Raw genomic sequence first — 17,937 nt, forward strand, 5'->3', positions numbered from 1 at the left:
GCAGAAATCCTGCAAGTATTTTTTAAATATTTTTGTTCGACCGTTTTCTTTTTAAACAAATCGTACAAATCAACCACAGTTTGTTTAAAAATAAGGCTAAAGATTATCAAATTCTGTTGCGAACGCAGCAACATTATCCCAATTGGTATATTCAATTTCTGTATTTGGGTCTGTAGGACCATCCGTCATTTTCATGATGAACCGAATCATCACTCTATCAAACCATTTATAGCGGGGATAAAACAGTGCGCCAGCAAAAACTGACTTTACAGTTGGCTGCCATGGGCACTTTTCCAAGAACTTACGCGTGTAAGCATTCGTTTCAACTGTATTCTTGCCTTCTTTTCTTGCCGTAAGATTTACAGCGAAGAATCCCGTTTTCATAGAATTCAGTTGGTTTTGGTGTGTTGAAGCAAAACGGACTAGCTGTTTATTGAAATGACCATAACGAATAGAAGCCCCCACTAGCACCTTCTCATAAGCAGATAAATTGAAGCTTTTATCTGAGTTTAAATCTCGAATATCACACTCGCGTCCGGAACGGCGTAATTGGTCTGCCATTTTGAGTATGATTTTTTTTGTTTGTCCGTCAGTACTTGAGTGCAAAAGTAGGTAACTCATTTTTCTTCCTAATCGTTACTATCTATTATATTAGCCAGACTATTTTGTTACTCACGCCAAAAAGTGGGAGTCAATAACACTAATAAGGTAAATACTTCTAAACGACCAAATAACATTGTTACTACTAAGATCCATTTGCCCGCTGGATTCATCGTCGTGAAATTATCAGCAACAGTTCCTAATCCTGGACCTAAGTTATTTAATGTCGTAGCAATTGCAGAGAACGCAGAAAACTCATCGACTCCCGTTGCAATTAATAACAGCAAGCTAACAACAAAAACTAAAGCATAAGCGGAAAAGAATCCCCAAACAGCTTCAATAATCCTTTCTGGTAGTGCTCTTTGCCCTAACTTAATGGTATAGACAGCGTTCGGATGTACTAATCGTTTTAATTCACGGGAACCTTGTAAGAATAGTAAAAGAATACGGATGACTTTTAAGCCCCCACCCGTTGATCCTGCACATCCCCCAACAAACGCGGCACATAATAGAAGCATGGGCAAAAATAGCGGCCACCCTGAAAAACTGTCTGTTGTAAACCCAGCAGTCGTCGCCATTGAGACAACTTGGAAAAAAGCTTGATCCAGCGTTTGCCCAAAGCCAGCATATACGGAGTGATACATCAGCACCGCGGTACAGATCACGACTAGAACAAACTGGAAACTGATGAACATTCTAAACTCAGGGTCACGCCAATAAATTCCAAGACTTCTTCCTGTAAGAACCGCAAAGTGCAGACCAAAGTTACAACCCGAGATAATAAGAAAGACGCCAATAATGGTATTAATGGCTGGACTATTAAAGTAGCCTATGCTGGCATCATGGGTAGAAAACCCACCGATCGCGATGGTTGAAAAACTGTGTGATATCGCATCGAACACATCCATGCCAGCGATCCATAGCGCAATTGCACACGCTATAGTCAGTAAAACATAAATAAGCCAAAGGGTTTTCGCCGTTTCCGCTATACGCGGACGCATTTTATTATCTTTCAAAGGTCCCGGCATTTCAGCTCGATAAAGCTGCATTCCCCCAACACCTAACAGAGGCAAAATCGCCACAGCGAGTACGATGATCCCCATCCCACCAAGCCATTGAAGCATTTGTCGATAGAATAAAATTGCTTTTGGAAGCGAGTCTAATCCCGTCAGGGTTGTTGCACCTGTCGTAGTTAAGCCCGAAAATGACTCAAAAAATGCATCCGTAACAGATAAATTTGGTTTTTCCGAGAAGATAAATGGTAGCGCTCCGACGCTTCCCAACACCGTCCAGAATAGAACAACGATTAAAAAGCCTTCTTTCGCTTTTAATTCATGTCTGCTATTACGTGTTGGCAGCCATAAAAAAAGACCAATTAATAATGCAGTGACAAAGGTTTGACTGAATGCTCGTCCCGCACCATCGCGATATATTAGTGCGACAATACCAGGAATGACCATAGTAAAAGAAAAGATAATGACGAGTAACCCGACAATACGAGTTATTGCGCGAAAGTGCATTCGGCCGGTTCCTTGCTATACTGTTTGCTCTTGTGACGGTTCTGAGAGAGTTACCTCACCACGACTGATATCACGTAATTTATCATTGACCTCCTGCTCACAAGTAGCAGGAATAGAAATTTGCAAAGATACAGACTCATTATAATCACTGAGTAATATAGTACCATTTACCTGAGCTAATAATTGCTCAATACCATTGATAAGTGAGTAGTCACATACCACGTTGAAGACTTTTTGAGGCACTTTCGTTTGTGTCGGTAATAGTTTAAGTGCTTGTTGCACCCCACTCCCATACGCACGAACGAGCCCCCCAGTTCCGAGCTTTATCCCACCGAAATAACGCACAACAACGCAGGTGATTTCACCTAAATTGCTGCCGAGTAACTGTGCCATAATGGGTTTACCTGCCGTTCCCGTTGGTTCACCATCATCGGAAAAACCTAGCTGTTGGGAATCATCGGGACGACCCGCCACAAATGCCCAGCAATGGTGCCGAGCATCGGGGTATTGCGCTTTAATAGACTGAATATAGTCTTTTGCTGCTTCAATACCCTCTGTGTGAGCGATGTAGGTAATAAAACGGCTTTTTTTGATCTCTTCCGAAAAAGAGATCGTTTCTGCCGGAATTGAATACGCTTTCATTACGGTAAATGCAAATCTCGAGTCATATTTTCAATATGGTTATGATGAATGACGATATTGTCTTCAATACGAATCCCACCATAAGGCTTAAAGTGCTCGATTTTATCCCAATTAAAGTGCTGACTAAACTCACCAGTACGCCATGATGAGAGCAAGGATTCAATAAAGTAGAGACCTGGTTCAATCGTTAAAACCATTCTCGGTTCTAAAATACGAGTGCAGCGTAAGAATGGATACATTTTGGGTGCTGCTAAATGAGTCCCATCTTCATCTTGCATAAAACCAGCAACATCATGAACTTGCAGACCTAAAGGATGACCTAAACCATGTGGTAGAAATGGTGTTGTTAAGCCATTTTCAACCATAGCATCTTCACTGATGCCCTTCACAATACCATGTTTCGTCAGTAATTTAGCAATACGATGGTGCATGTCTACATGGTAATCAGTGTAGCGCACACCCGCTTTGATTGAACCAATCAGTGCAAGTTGCTCTGCATTTAAATCTGCCACTAACTCTGCAAACTCACTTTTGCTTTTTGCAGCATAAGTACGTGTAATATCAGCGGCATAACCGTTATATTCCGCACCAGCATCAATCAAGAAACTGCGTAATTCACTAGGGGCTGTTTGCTGTAGTTTAGTATAGTGGAGCACAGCAGCGTTTTCATTCAGCGCCACAATGTTTCCATAAGGTACATTTGTATCACGATGCCCAGTTGCTTCTAAGTAACTAATATTAATATCAAACTCACTCGCGCCTGCTTGGAAAGCTTCAAAAGCAGATAAATGTCCATTTACTGCCATTTTTTGCGCTTCACGCATACAGTACAACTCATAGTCTGTCTTATATGAGCGATGATAATGATAATAATCGAGTACCGGTTTTGGATTAATATTGTGAGTAGAAATACCTAGAGACTCTGCTTTAGTTGCAGAAGAGCCAATATATGCCAGATGGTCTTTTTGAATGCTAGCTAAAAAACCTTTGATTTCATCTGCATTTTTGAGATGAATGAGTTCAACTTCTTTTGTCCAAAAGCTGGTCGGTAAAGGTTCAACGCTATGCCAATAATCAACCGGAGAATAAAACCATAGTTTCGGTTTATTCACACCATCTACTAATAACCAAGAATGCGGAACATCCGTCACAGGAACCCAAGCTTTGAAGTGTGGATTGACCTTAAATGGGTAATCACTGTCATCAAGAAAAATGCGAATGGGTTCTCCTGAATGAATCAATATGGCATCTAATTTACTGCGTTGTAAAACTTGCTGAGTCGTTTTTTGTAACGTTTTAATATGTTCTGCGTAGAGTCCAGCCAGTTTTTCCATTTCGTTCAACCTTTCAGTATTAGTTAGAAAAATCAAGCTTATCACGTTCTGATAATAACGTGTATGCTCTCAATTACATGTCACAAATAATACTTTGATTATTAATAAAAATATCATTTTCATCCTGTCTTATTTACCTTAATTCCTGTGAGCCGCCTTCCAATTTTGTTATTAATCATTTGCATTTAATTAACATTATCGTCACACTAAATTTCATCTGGTCATACCAGATAAACCTGCCACGTAAAGGAGAACAGCATGCTTTATCAAAGTGAGACAATCTCTATTCAATGGTTGAAAAAAGGTATTGCAGAACTGGTGTTTAATTCATCAGGACCAATCAATAAATTGGATACTCATACCGTCGCTTCACTTGATGAAGCTGTTGCAATACTCGAACAACAAAGCGATTTACAAGGCGTTATTTTGCGCTCAGATAAACCTGCGTTTATTGTTGGCGCAGATATCAAAGAATTTTTATCCCTATTCGAGGCATCCAAAGAAACCCTCAGTGACTGGCTTGGTTACGCAAATAGTATATTTAATCGCCTTGAAGATCTCCCTGTTCCAACTATTAGCGCAATTAATGGTTATGCCCTAGGCGGTGGATGTGAGTGTGTGCTCGCGACAGATTTTAGAATTGCCTCACCAGATGCCAGAATTGGTTTACCCGAAACTAAACTAGGAATTATGCCTGGCTTTGGTGGTTCCGTACGTTTACCTCGACTCATTGGTCTTGATAGTGCCCTTGAAATTATCACTGCGGGAAAAGATGTTAGCGGTCCACAAGCACTTAAGCTAGGACTCGTCGATGCGGTGGTTGAAACAGAAAAGCTTCCTCAAGCAGCTTTGCAAATTATAGAGCAAGCAATCTCTGGCGCATTAGACTGGCGTCAGGTGCGTCAACCTAAACTTGAACCACTAAAACTTAGCGCACTTGAGCAAGCAATGAGCTTTAATGTTGCCAAAGGGATGGTCTATCAAGTTGCCGGAAAACATTATCCTGCACCTATGAGCGCAGTTAATACGATAGAAAAAGCCGCTAATTGTACGCGTGAAGAGGCATTAAAACACGAAACAGCAGCTTTTGTGCCTCTTGCTCATAGTGATGTAGCTCGCGCATTAGTCAGTGTTTTCCTGAATGACCAAAGCGTTAAATCCACCAGTAAAAAAATTGCAGGTTCCGCTACGGCGCCTACACAAGCAGCCGTTCTAGGTGCGGGAATTATGGGCGGTGGCATTGCTTATCAGTCTGCAAGTAAAGGTGTCCCCGTCTTAATGAAAGATATCAGTGACAAGTCATTAGACTTAGGGGTCAATGAGGCGAAAAAACTTCTCAATGGTCAATTTGAAAGAGGAAAAATCACTGCAGATAAGATGGCAACTACGTTAGCCTCTATTCATCCTTCTTTATCTTATGCTGGTATTGAAAACGCTCAAGTCATCGTTGAGGCTGTTGTTGAAAATCCAAAAATTAAAGCTGCTGTATTATCTGAAGTTGAATCATTAATTACTTCAGAGACGATACTAGCTTCCAACACATCGACCATCCCCATCACAGAGTTGGCTAACTCATTAAAACGCCCAGAAAACTTCTGTGGTATGCATTTTTTCAACCCTGTACACCGCATGCCATTGGTAGAAATCATTCGGGGCAAAAAAACCAGTGATAGCACTATCGCAAAAGTAGTTTCTTATGTGTATAAAATGGGAAAAACCCCTATCGTTGTAAATGACTGCCCTGGCTTTTTCGTTAACCGAGTCCTATTCCCTTATTTTGCAGGGTTTAACTTATTGCTTCAGGATGGCGCAGATTTTCGAGAAATCGATAAAATCATGGAGAAAGAGTTTGGCTGGCCAATGGGGCCTGCTTATCTGCTTGATGTTGTCGGTATTGATACCGCATTTCATGCAGAACAAGTCATGGCTCAAGGTTTCCCACAGCGTATGCAAAAAGTTGGTAAGAACGCGATTGATATCATGTTTGAGCAACAACGTTTCGGTCAAAAAAATGGCAAAGGTTTTTACCAATATGAAAAAGATAAAAAAGGAAAACCAAAGAAAATTGATGACCCGCAAACCGATGAATTATTAAACGTTATTCGTCAGAGTAAACGCTCATTCACTAAAGAAGAAATTATTGCTCGAATGATGGCTCCAATGGTGAATGAAGTAGTTCGTTGTCTAGAAGAGGGAATTATTCAAAGCCCTTCTGATGCTGATATTGCCCTAGTTTATGGTCTTGGCTTTCCTCCATTCCGCGGCGGTGTGTTCTGCTACCTAGATACTCTTGGCAGCCAATCTTACGTTAAAACTGCCGAATTCTATTCTCATTTAAGCCCGCTTTATCAAGTTCCTGATGGATTGAAAGAAAAAGCGGTGACTAATGCTAGATACTATCCGAAGCCACCGGTTGTGGCTATCGATGTCAAAAAAGTTGCGAGAGGTTAATCCTATGGAAAATGTCTTCATTATTGATGGTATACGCACACCAATGGGCCGTTCCAAAGGCGGTGTATTTCGTCATGTAAGAGCAGAAGACCTCTCTGCACACTTGATGAATGCGATTTTCGAACGCAATCCAAATGCGAGAAAGAAAGAAATAGATGACATTATTTGGGGGTGCGTTCAGCAGACATTAGAACAAGGTTTTAATATCGCAAAAAATGCCGCTCTGTTGACTGACATTCCTCATACCGTTCCTGCTGTCACTGTCAACCGACTATGTGGGTCTTCAATGCAAGCCATCCACGATGCTAGCCGTTTTATTATGACTGGAGATGCCCATTCCGTTTTGATTGGGGGCGTTGAGCATATGGGTCATGTCCCAATGACTCACGGCATTGATTTCAATCCAAAATTAACATTGCGCGTAGCTAAAGCGTCAGGAGCGATGGGTTTAACCGCCGAAATGCTAGCAAAAATGTACAAAATTAGTCGTGAAGAGCAAGATGCATTTGCGCTTAGATCTCACCAACGTGCGGCATCTGCAACTAAGAATGGTAAATTTAGCCGTGAAATCGTTCCGATATCAGGTCACGATGCCGACGGTAACCTCATTTCAGTTAACTATGACGAAGTGATCCGATTTGATGCCAGTTTAGAAGGTCTCGCTTCTTTAAGACCAGCATTTGATCCTGTGAGCGGCACTGTGACCGCAGGCAATTCATCAGCACTGTCCGATGGCGCTTCAGCCATGCTACTTGCCAGTGAATCTTATGCCAAACAGCATGAATTAAAACCACGCGCAAAAATTCGAGCAATGGCAGTCGTCGGTTGCGATCCATCAATTATGGGTTTTGGACCTGTTCCCGCCACTGAAATGGCATTAAAACGCGCAGGACTTTCGCTAAATGATATTGATATCATTGAACTTAATGAAGCGTTTGCCGCGCAATCTATTGCCTGCTTGAAAGGATTACAAATCTCAGAAAGCCAAGTAGACCAGAGAGTAAACTTGAGTGGTGGCGCAATTGCCTTAGGGCACCCTCTCGGTTGCTCGGGCGCTAGGATCACAACTGCACTACTTAATCAGTTAGAACAACATGATAAGCAGTTTGGATTAGCCACAATGTGTATTGGATTTGGGCAAGGTATTGCCACAATTATTGAACGCGTTTAATTCATTTTGCCGTTACATTGTCGTATCTTGCAATGTTCCCGCCTAGTCAGGGGCGGGATTTTTTTATCTTCAAAACAGCAAAATCAGCTCAGTCAAAATCGAAAAATCAATCAATTCGAATGTTAAATACAACTCCATACATCCACTAAATAGTTCAAGTCACAGGTAGGCGGCAAGTGTAGGCGGCAAGTAAAGCTATCTCTTGAGCATACTGGAGTATGTGATAGGGTAGCTTTATGAAGCCCCCCTACAACTTGAAAGATGACGCGTTATAGAAAATCGAAGGCATCACCAAACAATTGAGTTGCCTTTGCATTCCGCTCACCACAAAACCTATCCCGTGCAATCTTCGCCATCTCAAAACGACCTGCAATATAGATATCATGACCTGACAAATCACCGAAATCTTCTAATACCGTGCTCAAGACAGTTCCCGTTCTTCCGCGCCAATTCTCATCAGGCTGTTCAACAACAGGGATCACTTTCAGATTTGGATATCGTTCACTAATAGCTTGAAGCTCTCCCAAATCATACAGATGTTCTAACTGACGCCCACCCCAATAAAAAGTAATGTCACGTTGAGGATTTTCAGCAAGGGCTGCCAGCAAAATAGAATGGGTATAGGAGAAGCCAGTACCACCCGCAATCAAGATCATTGGATTTGAGCTATTTTCACGAAACCATGCTTTTCCGTGAGGGATATCAATATCAATACGTTGCTGTTCTAAAATACGATCCATTACAGCCATTGCGTATAAATTGAATTCCGATGCACCGATATGTAGCTCAATAGATTGATTATTTTCAGGCGTAGAGGCCATGGAGAATGGTCGCTTGTCTCTTTCATCCATAACGACCATTAAATACTGACCAGCTTTAAAGTGAAAAGGACCATCTGGCAACAAAATAACCCGATAAACTGTATCCGTGATTGATTCAACAGATGTGACTTTACAGCTCAAAGTTGCCATGGTTTTCCTCTTACTTTTCAATAATATTTAACTGTTCCCAGATGTCATCCACACGGGACTTAACACTCTGAGTCATGACAATAGGGCGTCCCCATTCTCGATTGGTTTCTCCCGGCCATTTATTGGTCGCATCCATGCCCATTTTGGAACCTAATCCGGAAATTGGTGATGCAAAATCAAGATAATCAATCGGTGTATTTTCCATCATCACGGTGTCACGAGCGGGATCCATGCGCGTTGTAATCGCCCAAATAACATCCTTCCAATCACGAGCATTGATGTCATCATCACAGACAATGACAAACTTAGTGTACATAAACTGACGCAGGTAAGACCAGACTCCCATCATTACTCTTTTTGCGTGTCCTGCATACTGTTTTTTCATGGTAACGACAGCCAGACGATACGAGCAACCCTCTGGTGGTAAATAGAAATCGACTATCTCAGGGAACTGTTTCTGTAAAATAGGAACTAGAACTTCGTTCAGGGCTTCCCCTAATACCGCAGGCTCATCCGGCGGGCGCCCTGTATAAGTCGAGTGATATATTGCATCACGGCGCTGAGTGACGTGGGTAACAGTAAACACTGGGAAATCATCAATTTCATTATAATAACCAGTGTGGTCACCATAAGGACCTTCCGGTGCCATCTCTCCCGGTTCAATATACCCTTCAAGAATGATTTCAGCCCCTGCTGGTACTTCTAAATCATTAGAAATACATTTCACTACTTCCGTTTTATTGCCACGGAGCAATCCTGCAAATGCATATTCAGATAAGGTATCTGGAACAGGCGTCACCGCACCTAAAATTGTTGCAGGATCAGCCCCCAATGCGACAGCGACAGGGAATCTCTCACCGGGGTGAGCTTGGCACCATTCTTGGAAATCTAATGCGCCACCACGATGAGACAACCAGCGCATAATCACTTTGTTCTTACCCAGCACTTGCTGGCGATAGATGCCTAAATTTTGGCGTTCTTTATGAGGACCTTTGGTCACAGTCAACCCCCAAGTAATCAAGGGTGCTGCATCTTCAGGCCAACAATGCATAACGGGGATTTTTGTTAAATCAACATCATCTCCAGCCCAAATCTCTTCCTGACAAGGTGCAGAGCTTAAGCGTTTAGCTGGCATATTCAGCACTTGCTTGAATTTCGGTAACTTATCCATTAAGTCACGGAACCCCTTCGGAGGATCTGGCTCTTTCAAGAAAGCGAGTAACTTGCCCACATCATGCAATGCTTTAATGTCTTCTTGCCCCATTCCCATGGCAACGCGTTTAGTTGTACCAAACAAGTTACATAAGACAGGCATGTTATAGCCTTTAGGGTTTTCGAATAATAAGGCTGGTCCCCCTGCTCTTAGTGTACGATCTGCGATTTCAGTCATCTCCAAGTAAGGATCGACTTCCATCGTAATGCGTTTTAATTCGCCTTGCTTTTCAAGCTGCGCGATGAAATCTCTAAGGTCACGGTATTTCATTATCTTCTTTTACTATTACAGGGGGAACCTCATTATAAGGTTCCCAGCCAAGGTTACAAGTTACTGTTAAACATACTTAATAATCAAGATGTTCAGTTCAAGTATATCACTTTACTTGCAATCAAACGGAACATGTTCCTTTAATGATACGGTATCAAATTGCTCAGGGAATGTTTTGTTGTGCTGAAACAGTTTAAAGCCTTCATTTTTGCCACTGAAGTAACTCAGCTCATTTCCTTTAATCTGCAATCCGCTCCCTTCACGTAATGCAACAACAACCTCATGAGGGTTGATAACACAGAACTCTTGTAAACGCTCATCACGGGTTTCGCCCATGTGCCCAGAAATATGAGCATCGATATAATGAGGGTTTATTTGCATTGGGAATAGCCCCAGAGACGGCATAATTACGGCGTTGCTTACTGGCATATCATTTGTTGTTCTGATACTTGGGGTCGCTACATTACAACCTGCGCTCCAACCAATATAAGGTACACCACGTTCACGTACAGCACGTTGAATTGCGACTATTAGCCCATTCTCATGTAAGCATTTATTTAACCACCATGTATTACCACCACTCACCAGAATACATTCGGCTTGTTCAATCGCTTCTACAGGGCTTTCGAAATGCTCAATCGAAGTCACTTTAATACCTAAAGCATCGCTCAATTGCTCCGCTCGCTCATCATGAGAACCACGTAAAACAGCATACGGTACCAATACTGCTGACTTAATGTTTTTACGTTCAATCATTTCATTGATTCTTGGCAATGCATAACTTAGCCATACAGGGTTCCCGGAAAGTTTGCCGTTACTCAGTAAAAAGATATCCATGGTGTCTCCTACAAAAAGTATTAACTGCTGTGTTTATCGTATAGCTAATTTTGTAACTACTGAATTAATCTATACTTGTGTGCATGAATAATATTGTGCCATTCATCATTAGTCACATTCTTATGCCTTAATTTGTTATCATGAGCATAAATTTGTTGGATGGGATCAAAAAATGGAAAAATGGTATTTGCTGTATTGCAAACGAGGACAATTGGAAAGGGCTGTTGAACATTTAACTCGCCAAAATGTGGCATGTATGACCCCCATGACCGAAATGGAGAAAGTCGTTCGTGGAAAGCGTACGGTTGTCACTGAAGCGCTGTTTCCTAATTACCTGTTTGTTAAGTTCGATCATGAGCAAATTCATACAACAACGATCCAATCTACCCGAGGGGTCAGCCATTTTATTCGCTTCGGTGCATTACCCGCTGAAGTTCCCGAAGAGATTATTGAGCTGATACAGCAAACACCTATCAGCCATACCCAATCACCGGACCTCCCTTCCCATGGAGATAATGTTGTGATTACTGAAGGTATTTTTGCAGGTGTTAACGCTATTTTTAATGAACCTAATGGCGAATCTCGTTCAATCCTCTTGCTCAATATATTAAATACCACGGTTGAAAAAGTCATTGATAATACTCAATTTAAAAAAGCTATTGAGTAGACTTTGGCATCATATTTAAATATTGAACACATAAAAAAAGCCCATTGCTTAAATGGGCTTTTTTTCACAAGAGTCGCCTACTATGGCTATTCTTCTGGCTCCTCATCTTCATCTCTACGTCGACCTTTGCCAACATAGAAATTAGATAGTAAGACCCCAAGCTCAAATAGCAAGTACATTGGTACCGCAAGTAAAGTTTGTGATAGTACATCTGGAGGAGTCAGGAACATCCCGACAATAAATGCACCCACTAAGATATATGGACGCTTACGTCTGAGAGATTCAGGTGTCGTTACGCCAGTCCAGCATAATAAAATTATCGCTATTGGCACTTCAAATGCAGCCCCAAATGCCAGAAATAATGTCATGACAAAACTGAGGTACTTACTGATATCAGGTATAAAGTTAACGCTATCTGGTGTTGTTTTTACAAAGAAACCAAAAGCTAACGGGAATACCACAAAATAAGCAAATGCCATTCCTAAATAGAATAGGAAGCTACTTGAAACCAGCAGTGGCAGCATTAACCGACGCTCATGCTTATATAACGCAGGCGCGATGAAAGCCCAAATCTGGTACAAAATGACAGGTATCGAAATAAACACAGATACCATCATGGTCAGTTTAATTGGGGTAAAAAACGTCGATGCTACATCTGTCGCACTCATTTGAGAGCCAACAGGTAGCTTATCAATCAAAGGCGCAGCAACAAGGCGATAAATATCATTTGAAAAATAAGCCAGCGCCGCAAAGACGATTAATACCGTAATCAAACAGTTTAGTAGCCGCTTTCTAAGTTCAATCAGGTGGCTAATAAGTGGTTGAGCATCATTGACAGCCATGTGTTATTTTTCACTTTCTGTTTGATTGGAGTTTGTTACTTTAGCATCGAGTGGCTTAGAGTCTGTTGGTGCTGTTGAAGCTGTTTTTTCTTCAACAACCGCAGCCATCTTAGCAGCATACTCAGGATCAGGGTCTGACTCTTGAGTTTGCGAAGAACTAGCATGGGATTCCTTTACCGCTGCATCGTAGTTTTCTGTGATCTCTTTTGCTTTGTTCAACTCAGATTGGACGTCGTTGGTTGTTGCTTGATAACCACTTTGTAAAGACAAAGCAGCATGGCGCAAATCATCCATCGATTTTTTAAGTTCCGGAGAAAGCGTTTCCAAACCTGCTTTCTCTTCGACTTTTTTAAGAGTCTCTTGCAGTTCTTGCAATTTCAATTCTTGTGATAGTTCATTCTGGACATTAGTGGCCATAGAACGCATAGCACGAATCCAACCAGCAACAGTTCTCACTGCTACTGGTAGACGTTGAGGGCCCAATACCACAAGACCGATGATTGCAACTAGCAGTAGTTCACTAAAACCTATGTCAAACACGGTTTATCCCTGCTCTTTATTTTTGCTCTCAACTGGGCTGTCTTTTTTCTCAGCAGCCTGTTGTTCCGTGATATTTTTGGTTGCAAAATCAGCATCTTGCTTTTCTTGCTCTGCTTTTGCAGCTTCATCATCACTCATTGCTTTTTTAAAGCCTTTCAGTGACTCACCTAAATCGGAACCTAAAGAACGCAGTTTTTTGGTGCCGAAAATTAAAATAATAAGCAAAGCAATAATAATTAATTGCCAAGGGCTGCCGAAAGAAGCCATTGCAAATGTTGATTCCATTGTTAATACCTCTATAGTTTTGGGATCAATTGTAACTAACTCTATTATATACAACCAACGCTAAATACGGAAATGATCACAGCCTTATAAACTTGTCGCAAAACAAAGTCTACTTAATTATCCTCTCCTTTACACCAACCTACAAGCCACGACAATGCACCCACAGCCATAAATGCTGCTGCAATTCGAGTTAAGTCAGAAATAAAGAATAAGCTACCACAAAGAATGAAAGTTGCCCCAATTCCTAATAAATACTGTGATTTACGTTGTTTCGTGCGTTGATGCTTTAACTCTTGAGTAAGCTGATCAATATTAGACTGCAAGAATCGATGCTGTTTTAATGCCCCATAAATTAAATCGGGGATTTCTGGTATTTTTTCTGCCCAATAAGGCGCTTTCTCTTTTAACGCTTTAGTGATTGCAGGAAGCCCTACTTGGCTATGAATCCAATCTTCTAAGAATGGCTTTGCCGTTTTCCATAAATCCAGTTGTGGGTATAGCTGACGACCAAGCCCTTCAACATACAATAAGGTTTTTTGTAATAACACTAACTGTGGTTGAACTTCCATATTAAAGCGACGAGCGGTATTGAACAGGTTCAATAACACATGCCCAAATGAAATTTCCGCCAATGGTTTTTCAAAAATAGGTTCGCAAACAGTGCGAATGGCAAATTCAAAATCTTCAACGTTGGTATCTGCGGGAACCCAACCAGAATCGACATGCAGCTCAGCCACTTTACGGTAATCACGATTAAAGAAGGCAATAAAGTTTTCAGCTAAATAGCGTTTGTCTTCTTTATTGAGAGAACCCACAATTCCGCAGTCAATTCCTATATAGAGAGGGTCTTCAGGGTGTTCATAGCTAACAAAAATATTGCCGGGATGCATATCTGCATGAAAGAAACTGTCACGAAATACTTGGGTAAAGAAGACTTTTACGCCTCTTTCCGCCAACAATTTCATGTTGGTTCCCTGAGCTTCTAAAGCCGCAATATCGGAAACAGGAATACCATAAATACGCTCCATCACCATCACGTTTTCACGACAATAGTCTGGATAAACCTCGGGAATATACAGCATGGCGCTGTTTTCAAAATTACGACGAAGTTGAATTGCATTCGCGGATTCACGAAGTAAATTTAATTCATCAATTAACGTTTTTTCGTACTCACGAACAACTTCTTTTGGGCGTAAACGTCGTCCATCTGGAAGAAGTGGAACCCAATTAGCAATTCGGTACATCAACTTAATATCTGCTTTGATAACTGGCAGGATATCTGGGCGAATGACTTTTAAAACAACGTCTTTGCCATTCTCTTTTAATATGGCTGTATGCACTTGGGCAATAGATGCTGACGCCAAAGCTTGCTCATCAAAATTATCAAACCATTGTTCTAACGGTCCGCCAAGCGATTCCTCAATATAGCGACGCGCTAACTTACCGTCGAAACTTGCGACTTTATCTTGTAATAATGAAAGTTGATCGGCAATGGTAGGGGGAAATAAATCTCGGCGAGTCGAAAGCATTTGACCAAATTTGATCCAAACTGGCCCCAACTCCTGCAGCGCCAAACGTAGGCGCTCACCAAGATCTTTATCTTTGTGTTTATTTTTGATCCAAAAAAAACCTAATCGCCCAATTCTTAAAGGCAATGTCAGCTTAATTTTAGGAATCAGCTCATCTAGTCCATAAGAGAGAAAAACCCGAATAATGAAGTAAAGGCGTTTTATTTCACCGGGAGACATTCTTCTCCTCCAACTGATTGAGTCGCTGTTCTAATTGACTCATTGAATTTGAAACTTGCTCAACTTCATCGCTAAAGTGCACTAATTCCAGCTGGCTAGGCGCCATTTTCCACTCTTCCAGAATAATGTCTTTAACGTAAGTTTTTTGGCGGCTAACTAATCGGGAAGCAAGACACGCCCCTTTGCCCAATACTTTACTAATACCTTCTGCAGCAATATCACCAATATAAGGGGATAAATAGTGTGCTGGATTCCAGATCGCTAAATCCAATAATGACGACCAGTGCTGCACAATCTGCATATCGCCTTCAATCACAATATCACCGTGATTGATTAACTGTGAAAGCTGCTGCTTATCTTTCAGCTTAATCAAGGTAAATAGCGATGTTTTAATGGTACAGTCTGCGGGTTCTTGCCATTCACTTAAAACATCAACATGATTTTCAGCAAAAACTAATGTTAGGGTTTTATTCAGCTCTTTGAGCTCAATTCCCATCACTTTACCCGCTAAACGCATTCTTGCTGGTTGTAGCACTTTTTCCTTGAACAACATATGGTTCAAGGATGTTTCCATGAATGCTGTCATTACGGAATACAAAACAGTATTGGGATTTTCAATATGCGCTGATGGTGCTTCCATCTTAGAATTTAAACCCTTTATGTAATGCAACAATACCGCCAGTCATATTGTCATAAGAGACTTGCTCGAAACCTGCATTTTCCATCATCCCTTTCAAGGTTTCTTGATTTGGGTGCATACGGATGGACTCAGCTAAGTAACGATAGCTCTCAGGGTCATTCACAATCGCTTGACCAATACGCGGTAGAATGTGGAATGAGTATGCATCATAAGCTTTATTCAAAGGTTCAATAACTGGCTTAGAGAACTCAAGCACTAATAGGCGTCCACCTGGTTTGAGAACGCGGAACATAGAACGCAGAGCTTTGTCTTTGTCTGTCACGTTGCGTAAGCCAAACGAGATGGTAATACAATCAAAATAGTTATCAGGGAATGGTAACTCTTCCGCATTAGCTTGTACGTAATTAACATTACCGACAATGCCTAAATCACGCAGTTTTTCACGTCCCATTTTTAACATAGAGTCGTTGATATCTGCGAGAACCACTTCGCCTTTTTCGCCAACAAGGCGAGAGAATTTTGCAGTGAGGTCACCCGTTCCACCCGCAAGGTCAAGCACGCGTTGATTACGACGCACACCACTCGCTTCGATTGTGAAACGTTTCCAAATGCGATGAATACCAAAAGACATTAAGTCATTCATCAGGTCATATTTAGAGGCTACAGAGTGAAAAACATTTGCTACGAGGCCAGCTTTTTCTTCTTTCTCTACAGTACGGAAACCAAAATCAATGGTTTCTTTTGTTGGTTCGGTCATTTCTATTATGCCTGTTAATCGTTCAAACTTTTTTGAGAAGTGTAACAGCCTTTGAGTGAAAACCCTATTATAACTCTAAGATTCCGCACAATTAGACTTGTCAGCCCGCTCTGCTAGCTGAGGGTCTATAGATTGCTTAACTTCCACGCCTAACTCTTTAAAACTTTCTGCCTGAGCTAGCAAATTACCTCGACCTTCAGCAAGACGCTTCATAGCTGATGAATATGTGTGATTTGCTTTTTCTAGGCTAGAACCTAATACCTGCATATCATCGATAAACAAACGCAGTTTATCGTACATTTTAGCGGCTCTATCGGCGATTTCTTGCGCATTTTGCTCTTGCCGTTCATATCGCCACAAATTATTAATGGTACGTACTGCCACCAACAATGTGGATGGACAGACCAACATGATATTCAGTTTTAATCCTTCATCAAGTAGCTCAGGAGCTTCTTTTAATGCTAATAAATATGCAGGCTCTATAGGGATAAACATGAGCACATAGTCCAAAGAGCGAACCCCTGGTAACTGATGATAATCTTTACGGCTTAACATTTTCATATGGTTCCGAATGGATGCCACATGATCTTTGATACCTTGCTGCTGCTGTTCTGGGTCATCACTATTAAAGTAATGTTCATAAGCGACCAACGACATTTTTGCGTCAACAACGACATCTTTGCCTTCAGGAAGATGAATGATGACATCTGGCTGGTAGCGGCTATTATAGCCCGTATTGATACTGACTTGTGTTTCAAATTCACTACCGCGGCGCAAACCCGATACCTCTAAAATCCGAGTTAAAATGGTTTCGCCCCAATTCCCTTGAATTTTATTATCGCCCTTTAAAGCTCGTGTTAAGTTGACCGCTTCTTTGGTCATTTGATTATTCAGTTGCTGTAACTGGCGAATCTCATAGGTTAGCGTATGACGCTCTTTTGCCTCTTCACCATAACTTTGTTGTACTTGTTGGCGAAACCCTTCAAGTTGTTCACGAAAAGGTGACAACATCGCCATTAAGTTTTTCTGATGTTGCTCAGAAGCACGCCGTTCGTTCTGCTCAAATATACGATTAGCTAAATTTTCAAACTGTGCCGTGAGGCGCTGCTCACTATTTTGCAAAATTCGCTGTTTCTCTTCGTTCGCCAGTTGAGCTTGTTCAAAGCGAGTCATCACCTCTCGCAGCTCAGCCTCTTGTTCACGGTTAATGTCCCGCTGTGTACGTAGCTCTTGGTCAAGCTTGTCACATTCCTCTTTCCATTGAGCCAAATGTACATTTTTCTCATCGCTCGCGGCCAATTGACGGTATACCTCTTGTAGCTCTCGCTCTTTCCCCGCTATTTTTTGGACAATAGAAAACCAGACCGCTAAACCGCCGACCAAAATGCCACTTAAGGCGCCAATAATTGCATATAAAAGAGAGGTATCCACGAATCCATCCTTACTTTT

17 protein-coding genes are annotated in these 17,937 nt (G+C 41.5%); 3 read left to right on the forward strand and 14 right to left on the reverse strand.

The annotated features are described in order from the left end of the window. Nucleotides 1-96: 96 nt before the first annotated feature. From hemG to pepQ, 4 genes are read right to left on the reverse strand one after another with little or no spacing between them, the layout of a single operon-like run. Complete coding sequence (gene hemG / locus PSF16_RS04950) at nt 97-621, reverse strand: menaquinone-dependent protoporphyrinogen IX dehydrogenase (RefSeq protein ID WP_036959764.1); 525 nt, start codon at nt 619-621, stop codon at nt 97-99. A 47-nt stretch (nt 622-668) separates the two neighbouring features. After that, on the reverse strand, nt 669-2,120 hold the full coding sequence (gene trkH, locus PSF16_RS04955) for a Trk system potassium transporter TrkH (protein WP_006663278.1): 1,452 nt from the start codon (nt 2,118-2,120) through the stop codon (nt 669-671). A 15-nt stretch (nt 2,121-2,135) separates the two neighbouring features. Further along, nucleotides 2,136-2,762: an IMPACT family protein gene (locus PSF16_RS04960; RefSeq protein ID WP_006658351.1), complete on the reverse strand. Its 627-nt coding sequence runs from the start codon at nt 2,760-2,762 to the stop codon at nt 2,136-2,138. Further along, entirely contained in the window at nt 2,762-4,096 is a 1,335-nt protein-coding gene (pepQ, locus tag PSF16_RS04965; RefSeq protein ID WP_006658350.1) for a Xaa-Pro dipeptidase, read from the reverse strand. Before pepQ ends, PSF16_RS04960 begins: the two co-directional genes overlap by 1 nt. A 258-nt stretch (nt 4,097-4,354) precedes the next feature. Here pepQ and fadB point away from each other — a divergent pair, with 258 nt between their 5' ends. Both fadB and fadA read left to right on the forward strand, forming a co-directional pair. Beyond that, entirely contained in the window at nt 4,355-6,547 is a 2,193-nt protein-coding gene (gene fadB / locus PSF16_RS04970; RefSeq protein ID WP_272688897.1) for a fatty acid oxidation complex subunit alpha FadB, read from the forward strand. A 4-nt stretch (nt 6,548-6,551) separates the two neighbouring features. Continuing rightward, nucleotides 6,552-7,718, forward strand: a complete 1,167-nt coding sequence (gene fadA, locus PSF16_RS04975; RefSeq protein ID WP_006663280.1) for an acetyl-CoA C-acyltransferase FadA — start codon at nt 6,552-6,554, stop codon at nt 7,716-7,718. Nucleotides 7,719-7,987: 269 nt separating this feature from the next. Here fadA and fre read toward each other — a convergent pair whose 3' ends face one another. The 3 genes from fre to pepE all read right to left on the reverse strand — a co-directional run bounded on the left by fre (nt 7,988) and on the right by pepE (nt 11,009). Continuing rightward, nucleotides 7,988-8,689, reverse strand: a complete 702-nt coding sequence (fre, locus tag PSF16_RS04980; protein ID WP_006663281.1) for an NAD(P)H-flavin reductase — start codon at nt 8,687-8,689, stop codon at nt 7,988-7,990. Between the two features lie 10 nt (nt 8,690-8,699). Further along, a complete protein-coding gene (gene ubiD / locus PSF16_RS04985; protein WP_006658346.1) occupies nt 8,700-10,172 on the reverse strand; it encodes a 4-hydroxy-3-polyprenylbenzoate decarboxylase in 1,473 nt (490 codons plus the stop codon). A gap of 111 nt (nt 10,173-10,283) precedes the next feature. Beyond that, nucleotides 10,284-11,009, reverse strand: coding sequence for a dipeptidase PepE (gene pepE / locus PSF16_RS04990; RefSeq protein WP_006658345.1), 726 nt, complete (start codon nt 11,007-11,009; stop codon nt 10,284-10,286). A 172-nt stretch (nt 11,010-11,181) separates the two neighbouring features. Here pepE and rfaH point away from each other — a divergent pair, with 172 nt between their 5' ends. After that, nucleotides 11,182-11,676 (forward strand): transcription/translation regulatory transformer protein RfaH, encoded by a 495-nt coding sequence (gene rfaH, locus PSF16_RS04995; protein ID WP_006663282.1) that lies wholly within the window; start codon nt 11,182-11,184, stop codon nt 11,674-11,676. Nucleotides 11,677-11,762: 86 nt separating this feature from the next. Here rfaH and tatC read toward each other — a convergent pair whose 3' ends face one another. The 7 genes from tatC to rmuC all read right to left on the reverse strand — a co-directional run bounded on the left by tatC (nt 11,763) and on the right by rmuC (nt 17,919). Continuing rightward, nucleotides 11,763-12,518, reverse strand: coding sequence for a Sec-independent protein translocase subunit TatC (tatC, locus tag PSF16_RS05000; RefSeq protein ID WP_006658343.1), 756 nt, complete (start codon nt 12,516-12,518; stop codon nt 11,763-11,765). 3 nt (nt 12,519-12,521) lie between these two features. Beyond that, entirely contained in the window at nt 12,522-13,058 is a 537-nt protein-coding gene (gene tatB / locus PSF16_RS05005) for a Sec-independent protein translocase protein TatB (protein WP_006658342.1), read from the reverse strand. A gap of 3 nt (nt 13,059-13,061) precedes the next feature. After that, nucleotides 13,062-13,343, reverse strand: a complete 282-nt coding sequence (gene tatA / locus PSF16_RS05010) for a twin-arginine translocase TatA/TatE family subunit (protein WP_272688898.1) — start codon at nt 13,341-13,343, stop codon at nt 13,062-13,064. Between the two features lie 113 nt (nt 13,344-13,456). Beyond that, entirely contained in the window at nt 13,457-15,091 is a 1,635-nt protein-coding gene (gene ubiB / locus PSF16_RS05015) for a ubiquinone biosynthesis regulatory protein kinase UbiB (protein WP_272688899.1), read from the reverse strand. Further along, complete coding sequence (locus tag PSF16_RS05020) at nt 15,078-15,731, reverse strand: ubiquinone biosynthesis accessory factor UbiJ (RefSeq protein WP_006658339.1); 654 nt, start codon at nt 15,729-15,731, stop codon at nt 15,078-15,080. The genes ubiB and PSF16_RS05020 overlap by 14 nt, the downstream gene beginning before the upstream one ends. A gap of 1 nt (nt 15,732) precedes the next feature. Continuing rightward, entirely contained in the window at nt 15,733-16,488 is a 756-nt protein-coding gene (gene ubiE / locus PSF16_RS05025) for a bifunctional demethylmenaquinone methyltransferase/2-methoxy-6-polyprenyl-1,4-benzoquinol methylase UbiE (RefSeq protein ID WP_006658338.1), read from the reverse strand. Between the two features lie 75 nt (nt 16,489-16,563). Continuing rightward, nucleotides 16,564-17,919, reverse strand: coding sequence for a DNA recombination protein RmuC (gene rmuC / locus PSF16_RS05030; protein ID WP_006658337.1), 1,356 nt, complete (start codon nt 17,917-17,919; stop codon nt 16,564-16,566). Nucleotides 17,920-17,937 lie beyond the last annotated feature (18 nt).

It is taken from the genome of Providencia sp. PROV033, assembly GCF_028484855.1.
GTDB classification, from domain to species: Bacteria; Pseudomonadota; Gammaproteobacteria; order Enterobacterales; family Enterobacteriaceae; genus Providencia; species Providencia alcalifaciens.